19 protein-coding genes and 1 pseudogene are annotated in these 22,670 nt (G+C 74.3%); 11 read left to right on the top strand and 9 right to left on the bottom strand.

What is annotated here, in order from left to right; translation table 11 throughout:
- The first annotated feature begins 226 nt into the window (after positions 1-226).
- Both IF83_RS0127070 and IF83_RS0127075 read left to right on the top strand, forming a co-directional pair.
- The gene (locus tag IF83_RS0127070; RefSeq protein ID WP_030548588.1) at positions 227-757 is read left to right on the top strand and encodes a DinB family protein; all 531 of its coding nucleotides are present in this window, start codon (positions 227-229) and stop codon (positions 755-757) included.
- 299 nt (positions 758-1,056) lie between these two features.
- The gene (locus IF83_RS0127075) at positions 1,057-1,683 is read left to right on the top strand and encodes a GNAT family N-acetyltransferase (RefSeq protein WP_078843932.1); all 627 of its coding nucleotides are present in this window, start codon (positions 1,057-1,059) and stop codon (positions 1,681-1,683) included.
- A gap of 244 nt (positions 1,684-1,927) precedes the next feature.
- Here the strand turns inward: IF83_RS0127075 and IF83_RS0127080 are convergent, their stop codons facing one another.
- The gene (locus IF83_RS0127080; protein WP_030548591.1) at positions 1,928-2,296 is read right to left on the bottom strand and encodes an ArsR/SmtB family transcription factor; all 369 of its coding nucleotides are present in this window, start codon (positions 2,294-2,296) and stop codon (positions 1,928-1,930) included.
- Between the two features lie 205 nt (positions 2,297-2,501).
- Here IF83_RS0127080 and IF83_RS0127085 point away from each other — a divergent pair, with 205 nt between their 5' ends.
- Positions 2,502-3,935, top strand: a complete 1,434-nt coding sequence (locus IF83_RS0127085; RefSeq protein WP_030548593.1) for an NAD(P)-binding domain-containing protein — start codon at positions 2,502-2,504, stop codon at positions 3,933-3,935.
- A 231-nt stretch (positions 3,936-4,166) separates the two neighbouring features.
- On the opposite strand, the gene IF83_RS0127090 is transcribed toward IF83_RS0127085, so the two are convergent.
- Positions 4,167-4,388: a hypothetical protein gene (locus tag IF83_RS0127090; protein ID WP_030548595.1), complete on the bottom strand. Its 222-nt coding sequence runs from the start codon at positions 4,386-4,388 to the stop codon at positions 4,167-4,169.
- A gap of 635 nt (positions 4,389-5,023) precedes the next feature.
- On the opposite strand from IF83_RS0127090, the gene IF83_RS0127095 reads away from it, so the two are divergent.
- Positions 5,024-5,842 (top strand): SGNH/GDSL hydrolase family protein, encoded by an 819-nt coding sequence (locus IF83_RS0127095; RefSeq protein ID WP_030548597.1) that lies wholly within the window; start codon positions 5,024-5,026, stop codon positions 5,840-5,842.
- On the opposite strand, the gene IF83_RS0127100 is transcribed toward IF83_RS0127095, so the two are convergent.
- Positions 5,818-6,288, bottom strand: coding sequence for a DUF6507 family protein (locus IF83_RS0127100; protein WP_279617235.1), 471 nt, complete (start codon positions 6,286-6,288; stop codon positions 5,818-5,820). The genes IF83_RS0127095 and IF83_RS0127100 overlap by 25 nt on opposite strands.
- Positions 6,289-6,691: 403 nt before the next feature.
- Here IF83_RS0127100 and IF83_RS0127105 point away from each other — a divergent pair, with 403 nt between their 5' ends.
- Positions 6,692-7,300 (top strand): class I SAM-dependent methyltransferase, encoded by a 609-nt coding sequence (locus IF83_RS0127105; RefSeq protein WP_030548601.1) that lies wholly within the window; start codon positions 6,692-6,694, stop codon positions 7,298-7,300.
- Positions 7,301-7,337: 37 nt separating this feature from the next.
- Here the strand turns inward: IF83_RS0127105 and IF83_RS0127110 are convergent, their stop codons facing one another.
- Positions 7,338-8,339 carry a TerC family protein gene (locus IF83_RS0127110; protein WP_030548603.1) on the bottom strand — a complete coding sequence of 334 codons (1,002 nt, stop codon included), beginning with the start codon at positions 8,337-8,339 and terminating at the stop codon, positions 7,338-7,340.
- A 542-nt stretch (positions 8,340-8,881) separates the two neighbouring features.
- Between IF83_RS0127110 and glnII the strand changes: the two genes are divergently transcribed.
- Positions 8,882-9,901: a glutamine synthetase gene (gene glnII, locus IF83_RS0127115; RefSeq protein WP_019709377.1), complete on the top strand. Its 1,020-nt coding sequence runs from the start codon at positions 8,882-8,884 to the stop codon at positions 9,899-9,901.
- Between the two features lie 158 nt (positions 9,902-10,059).
- Here glnII and IF83_RS0127120 read toward each other — a convergent pair whose 3' ends face one another.
- Together IF83_RS0127120 and IF83_RS0127125 are read right to left on the bottom strand one after the other, a co-directional pair.
- Positions 10,060-11,868: a PepSY-associated TM helix domain-containing protein gene (locus IF83_RS0127120; protein ID WP_078843929.1), complete on the bottom strand. Its 1,809-nt coding sequence runs from the start codon at positions 11,866-11,868 to the stop codon at positions 10,060-10,062.
- A gap of 439 nt (positions 11,869-12,307) precedes the next feature.
- Positions 12,308-13,048, bottom strand: a complete 741-nt coding sequence (locus IF83_RS0127125; protein ID WP_158711115.1) for a hypothetical protein — start codon at positions 13,046-13,048, stop codon at positions 12,308-12,310.
- A 484-nt stretch (positions 13,049-13,532) separates the two neighbouring features.
- Here IF83_RS0127125 and IF83_RS0127130 point away from each other — a divergent pair, with 484 nt between their 5' ends.
- From IF83_RS0127130 to IF83_RS0127140, 3 genes are read left to right on the top strand one after another with little or no spacing between them, the layout of a single operon-like run.
- Positions 13,533-14,810: a sensor histidine kinase gene (locus IF83_RS0127130; protein WP_030548609.1), complete on the top strand. Its 1,278-nt coding sequence runs from the start codon at positions 13,533-13,535 to the stop codon at positions 14,808-14,810.
- On the top strand, positions 14,774-15,430 hold the full coding sequence (locus tag IF83_RS0127135; protein ID WP_030548611.1) for a LuxR C-terminal-related transcriptional regulator: 657 nt from the start codon (positions 14,774-14,776) through the stop codon (positions 15,428-15,430). Before IF83_RS0127130 ends, IF83_RS0127135 begins: the two co-directional genes overlap by 37 nt.
- Positions 15,431-15,481: 51 nt before the next feature.
- Positions 15,482-16,975 (top strand): DUF1996 domain-containing protein, encoded by a 1,494-nt coding sequence (locus tag IF83_RS0127140; protein WP_030548612.1) that lies wholly within the window; start codon positions 15,482-15,484, stop codon positions 16,973-16,975.
- Between the two features lie 199 nt (positions 16,976-17,174).
- Here the strand turns inward: IF83_RS0127140 and IF83_RS0127145 are convergent, their stop codons facing one another.
- Positions 17,175-17,732, bottom strand: coding sequence for a hypothetical protein (locus tag IF83_RS0127145; RefSeq protein WP_078843930.1), 558 nt, complete (start codon positions 17,730-17,732; stop codon positions 17,175-17,177).
- A gap of 171 nt (positions 17,733-17,903) precedes the next feature.
- On the opposite strand from IF83_RS0127145, the gene IF83_RS0127150 reads away from it, so the two are divergent.
- On the top strand, positions 17,904-21,011 hold the full coding sequence (locus IF83_RS0127150) for an alpha-N-acetylglucosaminidase (protein ID WP_030548616.1): 3,108 nt from the start codon (positions 17,904-17,906) through the stop codon (positions 21,009-21,011).
- A 128-nt stretch (positions 21,012-21,139) separates the two neighbouring features.
- On the opposite strand, the gene IF83_RS0127155 is transcribed toward IF83_RS0127150, so the two are convergent.
- Entirely contained in the window at positions 21,140-21,322 is a 183-nt protein-coding gene (locus tag IF83_RS0127155; RefSeq protein ID WP_030548618.1) for a hypothetical protein, read from the bottom strand.
- Between the two features lie 56 nt (positions 21,323-21,378).
- Positions 21,379-21,693: pseudogene (locus IF83_RS35585) on the bottom strand (three-helix bundle dimerization domain-containing protein); the annotation flags it as partial.
- Positions 21,694-21,910: 217 nt separating this feature from the next.
- Between IF83_RS35585 and IF83_RS0127160 the strand changes: the two are divergent.
- Positions 21,911-22,612, top strand: a complete 702-nt coding sequence (locus IF83_RS0127160; protein WP_030548620.1) for a TetR/AcrR family transcriptional regulator — start codon at positions 21,911-21,913, stop codon at positions 22,610-22,612.
- Positions 22,613-22,670 lie beyond the last annotated feature (58 nt).

The raw sequence follows: 22,670 nt of genomic DNA on the forward strand, positions 1-22,670 counted from the left end.
CGGCGCAGCACGCTGCGCTCTCCTCCTCCGCCTTGCGATCGCACGCACCAGACGCCGCGGAGCCCGCCCTTTGGGCGGACAGCGCTATGTGCCAGACAGAACCTGGGACACGGCGGCGGCACCGCCCCGGCGTGACCGCCGGGGCACCGGAACCGGCCCCTCGCCTCCCTCGCGCCTCCCGGAGGGGCCTTTCTCCAGCCCGGTGCGTGTTGGCAGGATGCTCGGTATGACGACCTTCGACCGTCCCATACCGCCGCTGACCGCCGACGAACGCACCGGGCTGGAGGTCTGGCTGGACTTCCAGCGCGAAACGCTCGCCGGCAAGTGCCGTGATCTGACGGACGAGCAGTTGCGCGAGGCGGCCGTGCCTCCGTCGGGGTTGACGCTGCTCGGCCTGGTGCGGCACATAACGGAGGTGGAACGCAACTGGTCCCGGCGCGTCCTCCTCGGCGAGAACGCCCCGCCCGTGTTCGGCGGCGCCGTCGAGCCCGGCCGGATGGACGGCGGCTTCGACCTGAGCGACGGGCTCGGCCGGGACGAGGTCTTCGCCCGCTGGCGCGCCGAGATCGACAGCAGCCGGAAGATCTTCGCGGCTCACGGCCTGGACGACACCGGCTTCCTGCCGCCCAACCCGGGCCCCGTGGAGGGCCCGGTCAACCTGCGCTGGATCCACATCCACCTGATCGGGGAGTACGCCCGCCACAACGGCCACGCCGACCTGATCCGCGAACGCATCGACGGCGTCACGGGGGTCTGACCCGCCGCCACGCCCCGGCGGAGGGCCGCCGGAGGCCGGCGGTGCCGGAGGCCGGACCGAGGCCCCGGCACGGCTCCGCGCGCCGGACGTGGGACAGCGGTGCCGCCCGGGAGCCGGGCGGCGGACGCGGACGCGGACGGGAGGACGCGGACCACGACGCGGGTCGGAGGACGCGGACCGGTGCCCCCGTCGCCCCGCGAGTGGCCCGGGCCACCGGGCCGCTCTGTCCGCGCGATCGCTCCGGCACCCGGCCGCTCCCCCGGCTCCACCGGTTTCCCCGGCCGTGGTTCGATGCTGCGATGAGCCCCGACCACCGCTCGGCGCCCGGCGGGACCCCGCTCCCCCGTATCCGTCCGCGGGCCGACGCCGACCTCGGCCCGTGCGCCCGGCTTCTCGCCGACGTGCACGCGGGTGACGGCTATCCGGTCAACTGGCCGGATGAACCGGCCCGCTGGCTGACACCGCCCGCGCTGCTCACGGCCTGGGTGGCGGAGCTGGACGGGCGCGTCGCCGGACACGCCGTCCTCTCCCGCAGCGGGACGGACGACGCGGCACCGGCGGTGTGGAGCGCTCGGGCTGGACGGGAGATCTCGGCGACGGCAGTCGTCAACCGCCTCTTCGTCGCCCCGGCGGCACGCGGCCGCGGAGTGGGCGCGCTGCTGCTCGGCCGGGCGGTGGAGGAGGCCCGTGCGCGCGGGTTGCACCCCGTCCTCGACGTGCTGGCCTCCGACACCGGGGCCGTGGCCCTGTACGAGCGGCTGGGGTGGCGGTTCCTGGCCGCCGTCCGGCAGCGGTGGTCCCCGGACGGCACGGTCACCGTGCGCTGCTACGCGGCCCCTCCGCCCGGCGCCCCCACCGGGTCCGCGGCTCAGCGCCCCGGTGACCCGCACGAAGGGAACAGCCGAAACCCTCGCCGCATGCCGTGAGGCGTCCCGCCGGGGGCGCGTGCGCGGCAGGACCTCCGGCCGCCCGGTCCGGGCGGGCCACAGGGTCCCTTGTGGTCGTCGTACACCTTGACGGTGGCTCGAACACCGTGGCGTGACGTCCCCGCAGACCCTCCGGCCGTCACTCCCGGGGCACCCGTGTCCTCGCGAAGCGGCGGACGAGCCGGGACGCGACCGCCGGGCCCCGGCGGGGCACCCCTCCGAGGCCCGGCGCCGGACGCGGCCGTCAGGGGGTGCGCGGGGCGAGCATGGCGGCCATCGCGGCGACCACCGCCGGGGCCACCCGGTAGTACACCCACGTTCCGCGCCGCTCGGACGTGAGCAGACCGGCTTCGCGCAGCTTCCTCAGATGGTGGGAGACGGTCGGCTGGGAGACGCCGACGTCGGAGATGTCGCAGACGCACGCCTCGCCGCCCGGATGTGAGGCGATCCTGGAGAAGAGCCGCAGCCGCACCGGGTCGGACAGCGCCTTGAACATCGCGGCCGTCCTCTCCGCGTCCTCCTGCGACAGCTCCCCGGCGGTGATCGGCGGGCAGCACGGCACCGCGTCCCCCGCGTCGAGGACGGGCAGCTCGACTCTCTCAGGATTCGACATTCGTCTATGTTGACATCCATCGATGCACCATGGCAAGCTCCGGAACCAAGACATCGACAAACGTCGAATCAGAGATTCGTGGCGACCCGGCTTGTCCGCACCACTGTTCCCTCACCACCCCGGACCGGCCCGTCGAACGGCACGCAGTCCGTCCCGGGCGCGGGGCGCACGAGCCATCCCCATCCACCCAAGGAGCCCCATCACCATGAACGAGCAGCAGCCCCCTGTCGTCGTCATCGGAGCCGGCCCCGTGGGCCTGGCCGCGGCGGCCCACCTCGTCGGGCGCGGCATCGAACCCCTGGTCCTGGAGGCCGGGCCGGCCGCCGCCTCCGCCGTGCGGGAGTGGAGCCACGTACGTCTGTTCTCCCGCTGGGGCGAGGTCATCGACGCGGCCGCGGAGAAGCTGCTCGCCCCCACCGGCTGGACCCGGCCGGACGCCGCGGCGTATCCCACCGGCGGCGACTGGGCCGAGCACTACCTCCAGCCGCTGGCCGACGCCCTGGGCGAGCGCGTCCGCTACGGGGTGCGCGTCACCGGCGTCTCCCGCGCCGGCCGCGACCGCGTCGTCGACGCCGACCGCGCGTCCCAGCCCTTCGTCCTGCACCTCGCCGGCGACGGCGGCCGCGAGGAGCGCGTTCTCGCCCGCGCGGTCGTCGACGCCTCCGGCACCTGGACGGCGCCCGGCCCGGCCGGGGCCGGCGGCCTGCCCGCACTCGGCGAGAAGGCCGCCGCCGACCGCGTGACGTACCGCGTACCCGACCTCAGGGACCCGTCCGCACGGGCCAGATACGCCGGCAAGCGCACCGCCGTCATCGGCTCCGGTGCCTCCGCCTTCACCGCGCTCGCCGCCCTCGCCGAGGTCGCCCGGGACGAGCCGGGCACGCACGCGGTGTGGGTCCTGCGGCGCGGCATCAGCGGTTCCACGTTCGGCGGCGGCGAGGCCGACGAACTTCCCGCCCGCGGCGCCCTGGGCCTCGCGGCCAAGGCCGCCGTCGACGACGGTCACGCCGACGCCGTCACCGGTTTCCGCACCGAGGCCGTCGAACGGGACGGCGACGGACGGCTGGTGCTCGTCGGCGAGGACGGCCGGCGCCTGGACCCGGTGGACGAGGTCATCGTCCTGACCGGCTTCCGCCCCGACCTCTCCTTCCTGTCCGAGATCCGCCTCGGCCTGGACGAACGCCTCCAGGCTCCTGTCGCCCTCGCCCCGCTGATCGACCCCAACCAGCACTCCTGCGGCACCGTCTACCCGCACGGCCACCGCGAGCTGTCCCACCCCGAGCAGGGCGTCTACCTCGTCGGCATGAAGTCCTACGGCCGCGCCCCCACCTTCCTGGCGATGACCGGCTACGAGCAGGTCCGCTCCGTCACCGCCGCGATCGCGGGCGACCTGGAGTCCGCCGACCGGGTCGAACTGACGCTCCCCGAGACGGGGGTGTGCGGAGGCGCCGGCCTCTTCGACGACCCGGCCGCCGGCCAGGCCGAGGGCGGCGGCTGCTGCGCCCCGGCGCCCGCCGCGCCACCGGCCGGCGCGGACACCGGCTCCCCTGCCCCGGTTGCGCCCCCTGCCCCGGCCCCGGCTGCGGCTGCGGCCACCGCCACGGCTGACGCCGTCTCACCGTCCGGCGGCTGCTGCTGACCGCAGCTGACGGACTGCAGGCCGACGAGGCCGCGACCGGCACGGGGGACCGGTCGCGGCCTTGCGCCGCCCCGCCCCGCCCCGCTCCCCTCACCCTCGCCGGAGGTCATCGCTCCCGCGAGCGGACGGCACCCGCGAAGCCACCCCGAACCGGCACGGCACCCGAACTCCACAGCGCGGCAGACCGTCCGCCCAGCGGGCTCTTGGAAACGCGTCCGGAATCCCCGCGCGTCAGCGGGCATTGCGCGGATGCCTGCGCGCCGCCCGCTCATTGCCGCGCCGGTAGTTACCCGTCCAGCGGGCCATCACCAACTGCGGATCCCCATGGGCGACTTCCCGTACGAACTGTGCCCCCCGGCTCCCGCGCAGCACCGTCACCACGCGGCCGTGGTGCAGGATCACCACGGAGCCGTCGCCCCGCTCCTCGTACGCGAATCCGTGCGCTGCCGCCATCCGGCCCCCCTCTTCGACATGAAGGACCAGACTGCCGACCGGCCGGTCTCCGCGCGAGCCGTTTTCCGGGGTGCCCGGGTTACGGCCACACGCCGGCATGGCTCGACACGTGGCATGCCCGGCGTCGGAACGCCACAACAGCCACCAGCACCCGTGACTGCGGCTGCACCGCTGAGGGGTCTCGGCGCCGTACTCCTCCACCAGCTCCACCGGGCTGCGCTCACAGCTCTTGCCTCCAACGACGAAAACTCAGCCGCCGCTGGCACGCTTCCGGAAGAAGCCGAGCACCGCCTTCCGGCCGTATTGCCGCGCCGCTGGGCCCGCCCGTACATTGGGAGCGCTCCCACACCTCTCCACCCCCGCGTTGCCCGGCGTCACCGTCCGAGCCGCTCCACGCCGCCCCACCGGCATCCCGCGCACGGTCCTCCGTTTCCGTGCACACGGACCTGCCCGGCGCGGCGGTTCGCACCTCTCGGCCGGCCGGATCCCGCCCGGCGCGTGAGGGCGCACGGCACCTTCGGCACCGTCCACACCCGCCCGGCGCCTTCCGCCGGCAACCCCGGCGGCGGAGGTCACGTCGTCAACTGCACACCCTCCGCAGCGCCCTGAGGACCCGCAGGAAAGGACCACCCCCCATGTCCAGAACCCGGCACCTCCTCTCCGGCCTGGTCGCCCTCGCCGCGTTACTCCTCGGCATGGCCTCCGCCGCCGGCACCGCCCACGCCGACTCGGACGCCGCCCCGGTGCGCGTCATGCCGCTCGGCGACTCGATCACCGATGGCTTCAACGTGCCCGGCGGGTACCGCATCGACCTCTGGCAGAAGCTCGTCGCGGGCGGCCACGAGATCGACTTCGTCGGCTCCCAGGTCAACGGCCCCGGCAACCTCGGCGACCGGGACCACGAGGGTCACTCCGGCTGGACCATCGCCCAGATCGACAGCAACATCACCAACTGGCTGAGGACCTACACCCCGGACACGATCCTGCTGCACATCGGCACCAACGACATGTACGGCGACCCGGGCAGCGCGTCCGCGCGGCTGGCCGCGCTGATCGACCGCATCACCGCCCAGGCCCCGGACACGCATCTCTTCGTGTCGACCATCGTGCCGCTGTCCTGGCGCGACCAGACCGTGCGGACGTTCAACGCGGCCATCCCGGGCATCGTGCAGAGCAGGGCCGACGCCGGCAAGCGCGTGCACCTGGTCGAGATGTACAGCAAGCTGACGACGGCTGACTTGGCCGATGGCGTGCACCCCAACGCCACGGGCTACAGCAAGATGGCCACCGTCTGGTACGAGGCCCTCCTGTCCGTCCCGGACAGCATCGGCGCCGGCGACGGCACACCGGCCCCGGCGGACCGGCCTGCGAAGGCGTGCGCCACGGCCTCCGAGTCTCCGGCCGACCACAGCGAGTCGGATGCCCGGAGTCAGATGAGCTGCGCGGCCCGCTGATCCCGACCGCCCTCGCGGGGTGCCGGGCGCGGACCCTTGCCGTCCCGCCCGGCGGCGCCGCCCCGTCCTCCGGGGGCGCCCTGGCCCGGGAGGTCGACCACCGGGGCCCGGGCGGCGGCCCGTTGCAGCTCGGCGGCCATGCCGAGGTCTCCGCCGACGTAGGCCGCGGTGGCCTCACGCGCCCCGTTCACCGACTTCACCGCCCGTGCCCCGATGAACGCCGCGTCCCCCGCGGTGCCTTCCACGAACTGGGCCAGGGCGAGCGCGATCGCACCGGTGGGCGGCCCTTCACCGCAGTAGGCGCCGCTGATGGTGCCCGCCGAGGCCGCCGCGTTCTCCACCGCCTTGCCGCAGGCGGTGAGGTCCTCCTCTACCCCTTCGATCGCGGTCTCCACGAGCGCGGTCACCGAGCTCACTCCGGACGGAGTGATGTCCCACCCGGGCATGCCGTCCCCCAACTACCCCGTCGAACTGTCCTGTTCAGCACACGAGTACGCATCAGCCGGGCACACACAGTAGTGAACGGCTTGCCAGATACGGGGAGTTGGCGCGCGTGGTGGAGAGAGCGGCCGGAAATCGCCGCCCGGCGGACGCCGGCTCACCCTCAGGGGGACGACGCACGCCGTGCGGCGCCGGCGTCCGTACGCGGCATCGGTGCCCGTGCGCGTCGTCGCACGGACCTCCGCCGACCGGGCGGCCCTCTGCCCACCGCGCGCCGGGCCCCCGCCGAGGCCCTCCGGGCGGTGTGCGCCCGGGCCCCGTCGGCGGGGCGGTGGGGTGTCCGTCCTGGAATCATGAAGCCCGTAGCGCGGGACGCGCGTGCGTGCGAGTGAGCAGTGAGGAGCCAGTGTGGACGCCGAGGCGTGGGACGAGCGGTATCGCGGCAAGGAGCTGGTGTGGTCGGCCGGGCCCAACCGGTTCGTCGCGGAGGAGCTGGCGGATCTGCCGCCGGGGCGGGCGGTGGACCTGGCCGCCGGCGAGGGGCGGAACGCCGTCTGGCTGGCGGAGCAGGGCTGGGACGTGGACGCCGTGGACTTCTCCGCAGTCGCCCTGGAAAAGGCCGAGCAGATGGCCAGGGAGCGCGGTGTGACGATCCGCACCGTGAGCGCCGACGTGACGGAGGCCGGGAGTGTGCTCGCCCAGGCCCCCCTCTTCGACCTGGCGCTGATCGTCTATCTGCATCTGCCCTGGCCGCGGATGGAGGAGGCCCTCCGGCTGGCCGCCACCTCCGTGCGGCCCGGCGGGACCCTGCTGCTCGTCGGCCACCACGCCGACAACATCAGCCGGGGGCACGGTGGCCCGCAGGACCCGGACGTGCTCTACACCGCCGAACAGGTGGCCGAGGCGTGGCGGCCGTCCGCGCGGATCGTCAAGGCGGAGGCCGTGGACCGGCCGGTGGAGACGGACGAGGGACCGCGCACCGCCATCGACGCGCTGGTGCGAGCGGAACGGATCTGACGGCGGACGGGGGGCCGATAGCCGGTCGGCCGGCCGGTCAGCTCTCGTGGGGACCGGCCGCCCGGCCCGTATCGCCGCCGGACGGCGCGCCCGTCTCGTCGTCCCCCGTCTCGCCCCGGGTCGCCGCCAGGGACCAGACGATCGAGACCGTGATGGTCAGCACGATGAAGCCGAGGGTGACCGGGATGGGCAGCTTGCCGACCGGGGTCTCCGACAGGATGAGCTTGACCCCGGCGAAGGCGAGCAGCACGGCCAGCCCGTAGTGCAGATAGCGGAAGCGTCGCAGCAGTCCGGCGAGGAGGAAGTAGAGGCTGCGCAGACCGAGGATGGCGAAGGCGTTGGCGGTCCACACCAGGAAGGTGTTGGTGGTGATCGCGAGGATGGCGGCCACCGAGTCGATGGCGAAGACCAGGTCGGTGGCCTCGATGGCGATGAGGGCGACGAACAGGAGTGTCGCGGTGCGGCGGCCGTTCAGGCGCACGACGAACCGGTCGCCGTGGAACGCGGGATCGGTCGGCACGATCCGCTGGACGAGACGCACGACGGGATTGCGGTCCGGGTGCACTTCCGTGTTGTGCGAGACGGCCATCTTGTAGCCGGTCCAGATGAGGAACGCGCCGAACACGTAGGCGGTCCAGAAGAAGACCTGCAGCAGTTCGGCGCCGACGAAGATGAACGCCAGACGGGCGCCGAGCGCGCCGATCACTCCCCAGAACAGGACCTTGTGCTGGTACTCCTCGGGGACCGCGAAGAACGAGAACACCAGCGCGAAGACGAAGATGTTGTCGACCGACAGGGCCTTCTCGATCAGATAGCCGGCGTAGTAGGTGGTGGCCGCCTCCCCGCCCTGCCAGGCCCACAGGATCAGGCCGAAGGCCAGGCCCGCGGCGATCCATCCGGCGCTCCAGAGGGAGGCCTCGCGGAAACCGATGACATGGCTGTCGCGGTGCGCGAGCAGATCGACGGCCAGCATCACCCCGATGGCGACGGTCAGCGCGGCCCACACCCACAGCGGGGCGGTGAAGGTCAGGTCGTTCATGCGGTCGGGTCTCCTCGGCTTCTCTCGGTAGTCCCCCTCGGCTGTCCTGTATTCCCCGGTCGCGGGTCCCCCGGATTCCCGGGGCTCCCCCCGATTCCCCGGTTGCCGGTTTTTCCGCCCCGTGCGGGCGCGTGGGACGGCTGCACGGGGCCGGCGGGTGCGACCGGGGCGGACGGGTCCCATCGTCACCCGGAGGGCCGGGGGCGCCCGGGGGGATCACCGGCCGTCCGTCCGATGCCGTAACACGGCGGCACCGGATCCGGTGGCGCCGCCGGCGCCCGTGGCGTCGAGGGGAGGGCGCCGCGCCCCCGTCCGGCTCCCCGCCGCCCCCGCCGCACGGGCAGCGCTTCGTAGCCCGGACGACACATACGGAGCCCCGCGGACACAGCCGGTTTACACCGGAGCAACTGCCGGGAAACGGCCCGTTGCGATGCTGCCGCCGAGGGGACCGGAGGATTGGGCACCACCGTGCAGAGCCGCGCGGCACTGGGGCTTCCGGGACCCGCACCCGCTGCCGTCCGCACCCGCACGAGGGGGACCACGTGACCTTCAAGGCCGAGTACATCTGGATCGACGGAACCGAGCCCACCGCCAAGCTCCGCTCGAAGACGAAGATCCTGGCCGACGGCGCCGAGCCGCCCGTCTGGGGCTTCGACGGGTCCAGCACCAACCAGGCCGAGGGCCACTCCTCGGACCTCGTCCTGCAGCCCGTCTTCTCCTGCCCGGACCCGATCCGCGGCGGCGGTGACATCCTCGTCCTGTGCGAGGTGCTGCACACGGACCTGACCCCGCACGCCTCGAACACCCGCGCGCTGCTGCGCCCGGTGGCGGAGAAGTTCGCCGCCCAGCAGCCGGTCTTCGGGATCGAGCAGGAGTACACCTTCTTCCAGGGCAGCCGTCCCCTGGGCTTCCCCGAGAACGGCTACCCGGCCCCGCAGGGCGGCTATTACTGCGGTGTCGGCGCCGACGAGATCTTCGGCCGGGAGATCGTCGAGAAGCACCTGGACAACTGCCTGACGGCGGGCCTGGGCATCTCCGGCATCAACGCCGAGGTCATGCCCGGCCAGTGGGAGTTCCAGGTCGGCCCGCTGTCGCCGCTGGAGGTCTCGGACCACATGTGGGTGGCCCGCTGGCTGCTCTACCGCACGGCCGAGGAGTTCGGGATCTCCGCGACGCTGGACGCCAAGCCGGCGAAGGGCGACTGGAACGGCGCGGGCGCGCACACCAACTTCTCCACCAAGGCGATGCGCGAGGGCTACGAGCCGATCATCACGGCCTGCGAGGCGCTGGGCGACGGCGACAAGCCGGCCGTGCACGTCAAGCACTACGGCGTCGGCATCGAGGCCCGGCTCACCGGCCTGCACGAGACGGCGCCGTGGAACGAGTACAGCTACGGCGTCTCCGACCGCGGCGCGTCGGTCCGCATCCCCTGGCAGGTCGAGGTGGACCGCAAGGGGTACATCGAGGACCGCCGCCCGAACGCCAACGTCGACCCGTACGTGGTGACGCGGCTGATGGTCGACACCTGCTGCACCGCCCTGGAGAAGGCCGGCCAGGTCTGACCGTTCCCCGGTCTCCCCGTGGCTCCGGATACGGCGATGGGCGCCCGCAGGCACCGGCGGGCGCCCATCGCGCTGCCCGGACGGCGGCCCCGCCCTGTACGGTCCGCCGCCGGGCGGCCGTACGGGGCGGGGCCCCGCGCGTCAGCGGGACGGGCGCGTCAGGAGACGTCCGCCCGGCGCCGGGTGAACGCTCCGCGGGCCGCGTCCACCGCCAGGAACAGCACCAGCCCCAGCCCGAACAGCGGTACGAACCAGCCGAGCAGCACCGCGGCCGCCAGCAGCGCCACCAGCGCCCCCGGCGACGCCTTGCGCCAGGCGCCGCGCGGCATCGGCCGGCCGGCGCCGAAGCGGGTGGTGCCGCGCGTGGGGCGGCGCTGCCACCACATCCGGTAGCCGTACGCGATCAGCGCGACCAGTCCGGCCATCAGGGCGATCAGCACCAGCTGGTTGGGCAGCCCGAGGAAGAGGCCCATGTGGGCGTCGATGCCGATCCGGGTCAGCTGGGCGAGCACCGGGTAGTCGGCGAACGCCAGAGTGTCCACGACCTCACCGGTCGTCGGGTGCACGGACACCGAGTCGAAGTGCACCGGCCACTGCTTGTCGTTCTCCGCGACGACATAGGCGGCCTTCTCGTCGGCCGGCAGGCTGATCACCAGGGACTCCGACACGCCCTGCTCGCGGGCGGTGTCCAGGAGCCGGTCCAGGCCGATGTCGCCGCCCTCGCCCGGCTGGTGGCCGCCGTCGCCGTGCGCGGCGCCGTGCCCCTCGTGGCCGCCCGCGCCGGTGCCCGCCGCCGGGTCCACGGTGGCGGCGACCGACGGGGTGGTGGCGCGCAGCTGCTCGCGCAGCAGGGCGACGTTCTCGCCCGCGTACGTCGACCAGGTCAGCCCGGTCGCGGAGAGGAACAGCAGGCCCAGGAGGGACCAGACCCCGATCGCGCCGTGCCGCGACATCGTGCGCCGCCGGCCCGTCAGCCCTCGCTCGGGCAGCAGCAGACCGCGCGCGCCGCGCGTGGCACGGCGGCGCCGCAGCCACAGCAGCAGTCCGCCGAGCGCGACGACCCACAGCCAGCTCGCGGCCAGTTCGCTATAGAGGCGCCCGGGTTCGCCCAGGTGCAGATGGCGGTGGAACTCCGATATCCAGGCGCGCACGGGGAGCGCTCCGGAACTGCCGTAGCTGACGAGCTCGCCGCGCACCTCGGCGGTGTACGGGTCGACGAACACGGCCGTCGACTTGCTCTCCCCGAGCTCCGGCGCCTCGAACAGGACCCGGGTGGTGGCCCCGGCCTCGGGGGACGGCCACACCTTGGCGAGCGTGCGGCCGGGGTACGCCTCGACGGCCGCCCCGACCTGCTGGGACAGCGGCAGCGCGGCCTTGCCGTCGGGCACGGGGACCGTCAGCTCGTCGGCGTAGATCACCTTCTCCAGCGGGTACGAGGCCGCGTACAGCAGCCCGGTCACGGCGGCGATCAGCAGGAACGGCGCGACGAGGATGCCCGCGTAGAAGTGCATCCGCAGCACGAGCGGGCGCAGGCTGCCCCGGGACGCGGCGGGGGCGTGGGAAGGGGACGGGGCGCTGCCGCCGCCCGGTCGGCCGGGTGCGGGCGGTTCGTCCGCCGCCTCCGCCGCCTCCGCCGCTTCCGCCGCTTCCGGTGCCTCCGTGTCGTCCCGGTGGCGTTCGCCGGACGCGCCGACGGGAGTTGGGGCGGGGGCGGGGGTTCCGGCCTTCGCGGTGGCCGCCGTTGAGACGGTGACAGCCTCGTTGCCGGCCGCCGTGTCAGCGGGCGTCGGCTGCGCGGCTGCCGGGGGCGCGGCCGTGGAAGTGCCGCCGGTGGGTACGGCGGCCGTGCCGGTGAGCGTGGCGGACGTGGGCACGGTGGCCGGGGGGGCCGTGGCCGTGGTGCCGGAGCCGGTGTCCGGCGGAGCGGGGCGGCCGGTGGCCGGCTTGGCGGGGTCGTCGATGGACATGGGGGGTTGGCCTCACTTCGTGGTGGGCCGCGGGCGCGCGGAGGCGCGCGGGCGCGGCGCGGGGAGCGGGTGGCGGGCAGCCGTCGGCCCGGAGGGGCGCGGTGGGATCACGGCCGCGCCGGTGCCGGAGACACCGGTGCGCGCGGCCGCCCGTCGTCCGGCGCGGGTCTTCCACCGCCGTGCCGTCACGGACTGCCCGGGGAACCGCGGGCCGCCCGGACGGCGGCTCCGCGTACTACGGAGCAGGCTCCGTGCCCACACCTCTCACCACCGCACGGCGGCCCGGCGGCCCGGCGGCACAGCGGCACAGCGCGGCTGCCCAGCGGCGGAACGGGCCCCGAGGACCCGGCAGTCGCGACGGAACACGGCCGGCGTCGGCCGGGCCTCCGGCGCCCGTGCGGTCGCGGTCGCCGGTACGGCACCGCGCGGCGGGCGGCCGTCAGACGGCCGGCGTCATACCGGGCGCGGACCGGACGGCGTACGGGGTGGAGTGGGGACGGAACCGGACGCGGGGCGGCGGCCCGCGCCGGGAGAGGACGTGCGCCAGCAGAGCACCCCGCAGCCGGATGGCCGCCTCCCCGTACGGCATCGGCGGCCGTACGGGGCGCGGCGCGGCCGGGGCCCCGTACCGGGTGGCCCGGAGCAGCGTCCGCAGCGGCATCAGCGCCAGCGAGCCCAGGCAGCGCAGCAGCCGGAAGAAGGCGGCCTCACCGCGCCACAGCCAGACGGCGCAGCAGAGCGCGGCGAGGAGGTGGGCGGCGAGCATGGCGAGGGTGGCGTGCTCGGAGTGCTCGCCCGGGACGGCGAGGCCGGTGAACTGCCCCGCCGCGCCGCCGCCGTGCCCGGTTCCGCTCGCGGCGGTCCCGGCGGCCCCGCCGGCTTCGGGCAGGGGTCCGCCCGGTGTCCGGCGGTGGGCCGGGGTGGTGCCGGGGCCGTCGGTGAAGATCAGGTGCAGGACGGTCTGGACCGCCAGCAGGGTGCCGGCGATGGAGAGGACACCGCGGCGCCGCCCTCCGGCCAGCCAGGCGACGGTTCCGGTGGTGCCGAAGGCGGCCAGCAGGGCCGGGAGCGGGATGTCGTGGCCGGACATCACCGCGTGCCCGGTGGCCGCGAGCATGACGGAGACGGCCGCGAAGAGCGCGGCCCGCAGAAGGCGCGTGAACGATCTGTCCGCCGTCATGGTGAGATGCATGCTCCCACGCCGCGCCGGGTGGCGGCAGCGGCGACGACCGGCCAACGCCCCTGCGCTCCCTGCGAGTTCACTGGCCACCTGCCCGAAGTCCGGTTCGTTCCTCCCGGGGGATACGCACGGGAGCGCCGGTTGGCTCACCGGTCCTGCGGATTTCGCACGGCGGGCCGACCGGCAGCCGGAGTCCGGTGGCCGAACCGGCACCACAGTCCGAACCGGCACCGAACGGCGAACCGCCACCGCAGACCGGACCGGCGCCCAAGGGCGAGCCGGCACCGAAGGCCGGACGGGTACCGCAGACCTGACCGGACCGCAGGCCGGACCGGCCCCGAAGGGCAAGCGGCACCGCGCCGGGGTGGTGCCAGGTGCACCCCCGTCCGGGTGCGCGGCCCCGTGACCGCGGCGCCGGGGCCCGGCGAGACTGGGGGCGTGCCCGGGAGCCGGGCCACGGAACGACGAGGGGCCGGGGGCCGAGATGGGGAAATTCAGGCAAGCGCTGCTGGCGGCGGGGCGGGGGCTGTTCGTCGCCGTGGTGTCGCTGGCCGGTTCGATCGCGCTGCTCGTGCTGTCGCTGCTGTCGATCGGCTTCATCAGCCTCGGCGTGGGGGTGCTGACGACCCCCGTGGTGCTGGGCGCCGTGCGGTCGTTCGCCAACTGGCGGCGGACGCTGGGGTACGACTGGGCGGGCGTGCGGACTCCCGCCGCGTACCGTCCGTACCCGCCGGCCCCGCGGGCGGGCCTGCTGGGACGGGCGGAGCGGTGCGCGCATCTGCTGCGTGACCCGGCGACCTGGCGTGATCTGCTGTGGCTGCCGGTCGACATGACGGCGGGTTTCCTCACCGCCGTGCTGCCGGCCGTGCTGATCGCTTTCGCCGCCGAGGGGGTCGCGATCGCGGCGGGGCTGTGGCGGGTGCTCGGGGACGGCTACTGGTTCGCGTTCATCCCGGTGCGGGGGCAGGGGACCGCTCTCGCGGCGGGCGCGCTGGGGCTGCTGGTCCTGGCGGGTGCCCTCCGCGTCAACCCGGCTCTGCTGCAAGCCCACTTCCGTATGACGGGAGCGCTGCTCTCGCCGTCCAAGGAGGCGCTGGCGCGGCGCGTGGAGCGGCTGGCCGAGACCCGGCACGACGCGGTGGACACCTCGGCCGCCGAACTCCGCCGCATCGAACGGGACCTGCACGACGGGGCGCAGGCCCGGCTGGTGGCGATGGGCATGAGCCTCGGCACCGTGGAGGCCCTGATCGAGAAGGATCCGGAGCAGGCGCGGAAGCTCCTCGCCGCGGCCCGGCAGGACTCGGCCGAGGCGCTGACGGAGCTGCGCGACCTGGTGCGGGGCATCCACCCGCCGGTGCTGGCCGAGCGCGGCCTCGGGGACGCCGTGCGGGCCCTGGCCCTGCGGATGCCGCTGCCGGTGGAGGTGGAGGTGGATCTGCCGGGGCGGTTCGCTGCGCCGGTGGAGGCGGCGGCGTACTTCGCGGTGAGCGAGGTGCTGACGAACGCGGCGAAGCACTCCGGTGCCGAACGGGTGTGGCTGGACGCGCACCATGACGCGGCCTCCGGGACACTCCGGGTGACCGTCACGGACAACGGCCGCGGCGGGGCGGACCCGTCCGCCGGCTCGGGCCTGGCCGGGGTGGAGCGCCGGCTCGGTACATTCGACGGCATCCTGGCCGTCAGCAGCCCGGCCGGCGGTCCGACCATGGTGACGATGGAGCTGCCGTGCGTGTTGTCCTCGCTGAAGACCTCTTCCTCCTGAGGGACGGTCTGGTCCGGATGCTGGAGGCGTTCGGGTTCGAGATCGCGGCGGCCGTGGAAAGCGGCCCGGAGCTGAGCCGGGCCCTCGCGGAGCTGAAGCCGGACGTGGCGGTGGTCGACGTCCGGCTCCCGCCGTCGTTCACGGACGAGGGCCTGCAGTGCGCGCTCGCCGCGCGCCGGGAGACGCCCGGCCTGCCCGTGCTCGTGCTCTCCCAGCATGTGGAGCAGCTCTACGCGCGGGAGTTGCTGGCCGACGGCATGGGCGGGGTCGGCTATCTGCTGAAGGACCGGGTGTTCGACGCCGACCAGTTCACCGACGCGGTGCGGCGGGTGGCGGCGGGCGGGACCGCGATGGACCCGCAGGTCATCTCCCAGCTCCTCACCCGCCGTTCCCGGGACCGGCCGATGGAGAAGCTCACCCCGCGCGAGCGCGAGGTGATGGAGTTGATGGCGGAGGGCCGTTCGAACACGGCCATCGCGGGGCAGCTCTTCGTCACGGAACGGGCTGTGGCGAAGCACACATCGAATATTTTCGCGAAGCTCGGTCTGGCCCCGTCGGACGACGACAACCGGCGGGTTCTCGCGGTTCTGGCCTATCTGGACCGGGGGGCGCGGGAATGAACGGCCGGAGCGGGTTTGAACGCGGGAGCCCCGGGCTCCGTATCGCTGGCCATGAAGCCCAAGACACACAAGCGTTCCCCTTTGCTGAACAGGACGGCTGGTGCGGCGGCAGCTCTCCTGTTGGGAGGCGGCGGGCTCGCTGCGGTGAACTTCTACGCCTCCGCCGGCACCTCGAACGATGGCGACAGCCGGAAAGGAGCGGTAGCACAACAGGCCTCCACCATCGCCTGTCCGGATGTGGTGGACCGGCTGGAAAAGGTCCCCAGGCAGTCGCGGAAGGAAGTCAGCCGTGAGCTGGGGCGGCTCGACGCCCAGATCGGCGCGGCCTACAAGCGGCTCGTGGAGAACCGGCGCGCGGCGGCTCTCGACGCGTCCTGGACCAAGAACTCCGTGCTCGACCCGCTGGCCAGCAAGCGCCGCGCCAGCCTCGACCGCATCAGAATCGCGCTGGAGCGGGCCGGCGTGCGGCAGGCCGGCCTGGAGAAGCTCGCCCGCTGCGGCATGAAGGACGGCGGCACGGTCCGCCCGGACGACGGCCAGCAGGGCGGCGGTCAGGACGGCGGCCAGCAGGACGGCCAGGACGGCGGTCAGCAGGACGGCCAGAACGGTGGCCAGGGCGACGGCGGCCAGGGCGACGGCGGCCAGGCACCGCCGCCGCAGGTCGGGCCCTCCCCCGAGGACTTCGTGGACATCAACGACGTCCAGCCGAACGTCCAGGAGCCCGAGGCCCAGCAGAACGCGTCCACCGGCGTGTTCAAGAGCGACTGCGGCGTCAACGAGAACGGCAAGTTCAACTCGGACAACATCATCGTGGCGCCCGGTGTCGTCAACGCCGCGCACCACATGCACGACTACGTCGGCAACCAGGCCAACGACGCCTTCGCCGTCGACGAGGACCTGGCCAACGGAGAGACCACCTGCGCCAACCAGGAGGACCAGTCCACGTACTACTGGCCGGTCCTGCGCGACCTGACCGGCGGTGACGAGGCGGACGTCAACACCCCGGGCGGCGGCCTCGACGGCAACGTCGGCAAGATCATCACCCCGGCCGAGGTGACGATGGAGTTCCAGGGCAGCCCGGTCGGCGAGGTCGTGGAGATGCCGCGCTTCCTGCGCATCATCACCGGTGACGCCAAGGCCTTCACCAACGGTACGGCCAACGCCAACTCCTCCTGGAGCTGCACCGGCTTCGAGGACCGGCAGATCGCGGACAAGTACCCGCTGTGCCCCGAGGGCAGCCAGGTGGTGCGCAAGTTCGAGTTCCAGAGCTGCTGGGACGGCCAGAACGCCGACAGCGCCAACCACCGCACGCACGTCGACTTCGCCAACGAGGACGGCTCCTGCGACGAGGGCTTCGTGGCCATCCCGAAGCTCGTCCAGCGGATCGTCTACGACGTGCCGGAGGGCACCAACTTCGCCGTGGACTCCTTCCCGGAGCAGCTCCACAAGCCCATCACGGACCACGGCGACTTCATCAACGTGTTCTCCGAGAACCTGATGTCGAAGGCGGTGGACTGCATCAACAACGGCCAGGAGTGCACCTGACGGTGGACTGCGGGCCCTGCCGGACCGCTGATTCGGTGCCCCCGATGACCCGGTCCCTCGTCACCCAACTCCCGTGACGGCCTCCCCTGTGCCGTAACGGGGCGGGGGTGCCGGTGAAGTCCACCGGCACCCCCGCCGTCGTGGTCCGCCGCCGCGCCGCCCGGTCCGGGGCCTTCACGGGCGCGGCGGCGCCGCGCGGTCAGCCGTGCGAACCCTTGCGGCTCCCCTGGTGTGCGTCCCCGTGGGAGCCCCCGTGCGCGTCCCCGTGATCGCCGTCCCCGCCGGAGCCCTTGGACGCGCCGTCCGCGTCACCATCCGAGTCACCGTGAGCGGGACCGTGCGAGGCGCCCGTCTCGATGTCGCCGCCGAGCTTGCCGCGCAGGCTCGCCACGACCTTCGGCGAACCCACGGCCACCCACTTCGGCCCGACCAGGTAGGTGCCCCCGTAGCCCTCCGCCTCGGAGAGCCAGTCCTGCTGCCCCTTGTGGGTCGCGAAGGTGGCCAGCACATAGCGGCCGTCGCCCTCGCCGCACCGTCCCTGGCGCAGTTCCTCGGCGTCGATCTGCAGATTCGGCTTGTCGCAGCCGGCCTTCCCGGCGAGCTGCTCCACGGTGCCGGTCGCCGCCTCGGGGGCTGCGGCCCTGCCGTCCGCCCCGCCGCCCCCGCGCTCCCCTCCACAGCCGGCGGTCAGCAGCAGGGCTCCGGCCAGGGCCGGGATGACGGCGGCGGTGCGCACGGCCGAACGCTTCGATGACATCGGTCCTCCGGATGGTGCCGCCCCGCGCCGGGGGCGGCATGGTGATTTCTCGGTGTGTCCCCGGGTACGGCTCACCGCGTCGCGCGTCTCATTGCCCGGCCCCGCCCGGCTCGTTAGCGTGCACACCTCACGCATCTGTTGCCACCGCGTTACGCAGAGTGGGGAGCGCTCGTGACCGAACCGACCAGACGGGTCCTGCTGGGAGCCGCCGGTGCCCTGGGCATCGGCACGGCCCTCGGCGCCCGCACACCGTCCGCCCGCGCGGAAGCCCCGGCGGACGGGCCCCCGTTCGACACCGCCCCCGCCCGCGCCGCGCTGGAGCGCCTGCTGCCCTCCCACGCCGGCCAGTTCCGGCTGCGGCCCCTGTCCGGCGGCCGGGAGCGCTTCCGCGTCACCGGCGCCCCGGGGCGCGTCGAGGTGGCGGGCACCAGCCCCGCCGTGCTGCTCACCGGGGTCAACTGGTATCTGAAATACGTCTGCCGCGCCCATCTCAGCTGGTCCGGGAGCCGGACCGACCTGCCCCGCCGGCTGCCCGCGCCGGACCGCCCGCTGGTCCGCTCCGCGACCGTGCCGAACCGGTTCGCCCTCAACGACACGCACGACGGCTACACCGCCCCGTACGCCGACTGGCCGCGCTGGGAACGCCTGATCGACATCCTGGCGCTGCACGGCTGCAACCAGGTCCTCGTCACCCCCGGCCAGGAAGCCGTCTACCACCGGCTGCTCCAGGACTTCGGCTACGGCGACGAGGAGGCCCGCGCCTGGATCCCGGCCCCCTCCCACCAGCCGTGGTGGCTGCTGCAGAACATGAGCGCCTATGGCGGCCCCGTCAGCCCGGAACTGCTCGCCCGGCGCGCCGGTCTGGGCCGCCGTATCTGCGACCGGATGCGCGAGCTGGGCATGTCCCCGGTGCTCCCCGGCTACTTCGGCACCGTCCCCGACGGCTTCGCCGAGCGCAACGACGGGGCCCGCACCGTCCCGCAGGGCACCTGGGCGGGCCTGAGGCGCCCCGACTGGCTCGACCCGCGCACCGCCGCCTTCCGCGCGGTGGCCGCGTCCTTCTACCGCCATCAGGAGGAACTCCTCGGCGCGGCGGACCACTTCAAGATGGACCTGCTGCACGAGGGCGGCGACCCGGGCGGCGTGCCCGTCCCCGAAGCGGCGCGCGCCGTGGAGTCCGCGCTGCGCACCGCCCGCCCCGGCGCCGTCTGGGTCATCCTCGGCTGGCAGGAGAACCCGCGCCGGGAGCTGCTCGACGCCCTCGACAAGGACCGGATGCTCGTCGTCGACGGGCTCTCCGACCTGGAACGGGTGACCGACCGCGAGGCCGACTGGGGCGGCACCCCGTACGCCTTCGGCACCATCCCCAACTTCGGCGGGCGCACCACCCTCGGGGCCAAGACCCATCAGTGGACCGAGCGGTTCACCGTCTGGCGCGACAAGCCGGGCAGCAAGCTCACCGGCACGGCCTATATGGCGGAGGCCGCCGAGCGCGACCCGGCCGCCTTCGAACTGTTCAGCGAACTCGCCTGGCGCGAGGAGAAGGTGGACCGCGCCGACTGGTTCGCCGGGTACGCCGACTTCCGCTACGGAGGCCGCGACCGCGAGGCCCGGGCCGCGCTGGCCGCGCTGCGGGACACCGCCTACGAGATCAGCAGCCGCGACGGCCGCCCGCACGACAGCGTCTTCGCCGCCCGCCCGAGCCTCACCGCGCGCTCCGGCACCCACTACGCCACCCATGTCCCGGCCTTCGACCCCGCCGCCTTCGACGCGGCGTTCGCCGCCCTGCTCGCCGTCCGGCCCGCGCTGCGCGGCTCCGACGCCTACCGGCACGACCTCACCGACCTCGGCCGGCAAGCCCTGGCGAACCGCTCCTGGCAGCTCCTGCCGCAGCTCCGCACCGCCTACGAGCGGGGAGACCTGGAAACCTTCCGGGCCCTGTCCGCGCTGTGGCTGCGGCTAATGCGGCTCAGCGACGCCATGACGGGCGCCCACCCCCGCTTCCTGCTGGGCCCCTGGCTGGCCGACGCCCGCCGGATGGGCGCGGACGAGGCCGAGGCCGACCGGCTCGAACAGACGGCCCGCACGCTCGTCACCACCTGGGCCGACCGCCCCACCGCCGACGGCGGCCGCCTCGCCAACTACGCCAACCGCGACTGGAACGGCCTCATCGGCGACTTCCACCTCCCCCAGTGGCAGAGCTATCTGACGGAGCTGGAGAACGCCCTCGCCGAGGACCGCGAGCCGCGCCCCTTCGACTGGTACGCGATCGAGGAGCCCTGGACCCGCGAGCACCGGGCGTACCCGGAGCGGCCCGTCACCGACGCCTTCCGCACCGCGCGGCGCGTCCACGACGAGCTGGCCCGGGCCCCGTACCAGGGCACTGTCACCGTCTCCGCGGACCCGGCGGCGATCCCGCCCGGCGGCGGCACCGGACTCACCGCGGCGTTCCGCAACACCAACGGCCTGGCCCCCACCGGCTCCGTCGAGTTCACCCTGACCGGCCCCGCCGCGGAACCCGGGGAGACCGTCACCCTGCCACCGGTCCCGGCGGGCGGCGAGGGCCGCGCCCGCTGGCGGGTGAACGCCCCCGCGCACCCGCCGGAGCGCCCCCTGGACCCGCTGCCGTACGAGATCGCCGTGCGCTACGGGCCGCGCGGCGAGCGGCCGGTGCGCACGGCCCATCCCGGCGTGCTGTACGTCGCGAGCCCGCCCGGGGCGGAATGGCGGACGGTGAACGGCAACGCGGCGCTCTTCGGGCAGCTCGGCGAGCGCTGGGCCATCGAGGGCGGGGGCGCCGATCTGTGGAAGGCCACGGCCGAGTTCGGCGCGCTGTACCGCCCGGGCGCGCTGGCCGCGGGCACGGCGGCGACCGTCCGCGTCGACAGCCAGGCCGTCACCGGCCCGTGGGCCCGCGCGGGCCTGGTCGTCCGGAACTCCCTGGAGACGGCGGGCTCCCCCGGCTTCCTCAATCTCTCCGTCACACCGTCCAATGGCGTCGTGCTGTCCTACGACACCACGGGCGACGGCACCCTTGACACCTACCGCCGCGTCACGGGCCTCACCGCCCCCGTGACGCTGCGCCTGACCCGCACCGGCGAGGACGCGTACACCGGCGAGTGCTCGGCGGACGACGGCGCGACCTGGCGCACCGTGGCCGCCGTGCGGGTGCCGGGCGCGGCCGCGGGGCCGCAGGACGCGGGGATGTTCATGAGCGCGGCCAACGGGGGTGACGGCGGGCGCGGCCTCGTCGAGTTCAGCGGGTGGCACGTGGGCTGAGCGGGGCCGGACCGGCCGCTCCCGGACCGGCCGGGCCCCGACGGCCCGGGAACGGCCGCGCCGTCTCCCCCGCCTCCCGGGGTTCCCCTGTCCGGCGGGCAGGGGAACCCCGGGAGGCGGTCTCCCGGCTACCGCGCCGCCGTCGCCGCGCCGCTCTCCCCGGCGCCCGCCTCCGCCGCTTCGTCCTCCTCCGTCTCCCCGAGGTCGTTCTCCCCGAGCAGATAGGGGTAGGGGCAGCTGCGGGGATCGGCGGCGACGCAGGAGTTGCACGGCCGCGACCGGTCGAGCACGCACTTCGGTACGGGCCGCATGACGGCTCCTCTCCGGCTGCCGCGCCGGCCGGGCCGTCCCCGGCCAGCCGGCGGCACGCGCGTTTGAACACCAGGACGGGTACGTAGTGCCGGAGCGGCGCGGAGGCGAAGACGGCGAACTCCTCCGCCAGGACCGCGTCCACGGCCCCGGGAGGTGCGTCCGGGAAGCTCCGGGCCAGCCGGGCGCGGACGTCCTCGCGCGCACGGTCCTCCGCGGCCGGTGTCGCCGGCCCGACGGGCCGGGTGTCCCGGCAGTGGCCGCCGCCTCCGGCAGGCGAGACGTACGGCGCGGCCGGACCGGCCGGCGAACCGGCGGCCGGCCACCGGATCAGCCGCCCCGGCCCTGCGGTGCCGCGCGGATCGTCCCTCATGGGACCAGCATACCCCCTAGGGTATCCACACCTCGGCGGCCCCTGACCGGCCGCCGCAGCGGCACGTACGGCAACTCCCGCCCCTTCCGGCCACTCCCGTCACACGCGTAGCACCGGCGCCGGGACGCGCCACCGCACCGGTCCGCTCCCCGTGCCGCCCGTCACACCTGGCGCCGTGACCACAACACGCAGATAACCGGTCGTTAAGGTGGCCACCATGACGACCGTGGTACGCCGCCGGATGGGTGTCGAAGAACGGCGGGAACAACTGATCGCCGTGGCGCTGGAGCAGTTCAGCCGCCGCTCCCCCGACGAAGTGTCCATCGACGACATCGCCACGGCCGCCGGCATCTCGCGGCCGCTCGTCTACCACTACTTCCCCGGCAAGCACAGCTTGTACGAGGCGGCGGTCAGCCGGGCCGCCGAGGAACTGGCGAACCGTTTCACCGAGCCGCGTGAAGGACCGCTCGGGGCACGGATGCTGCGCGTCGTGCACCGCTACTTCGACTTCGTCGACGACCACGGCCCCGGCTTCGCCGCTCTGCTGCGCGGCGGCAGCGCCGTCGGCCCCGAGCGGGCCAACGCCCTCATCGACGACGTCCGCGAGGCCGCCTACCGGCAGATCCTCCTCCATCTGGAGACCGAGGAGCCCGGCCCGCGCCTCGCCCTCGTCGTCCGCTCCTGGATCGGGCTCGCCGAGACCACGGCGCTCACCTGGCTCGACGGCTGCGATGTGCCGCGCGGGGAGCTGGAGTTGCAGCTCGCGCACGACTTCCTGGCGCTGGCGGCCGTCGCGGCCGCGTACGACGAGGAGACCGCCGCCGTGGTGCGCGCGATCGTCTCCGAGGAGGCGGCGGACGGCGCCTTCGCCGACTTCCTCGGTCGGCTCGCGGAGTTCGGGCCCCGGCCCACGGCCTGAACCCACCGCCCGGCACACGCACGGGACCACCCGGGTGCCCCCGCCACTGGGGACGCCC

This window comes from Streptomyces albus subsp. albus (assembly GCF_000719865.1).
Lineage (GTDB): Bacteria > Actinomycetota > Actinomycetes > Streptomycetales > Streptomycetaceae > Streptomyces > Streptomyces albus_E.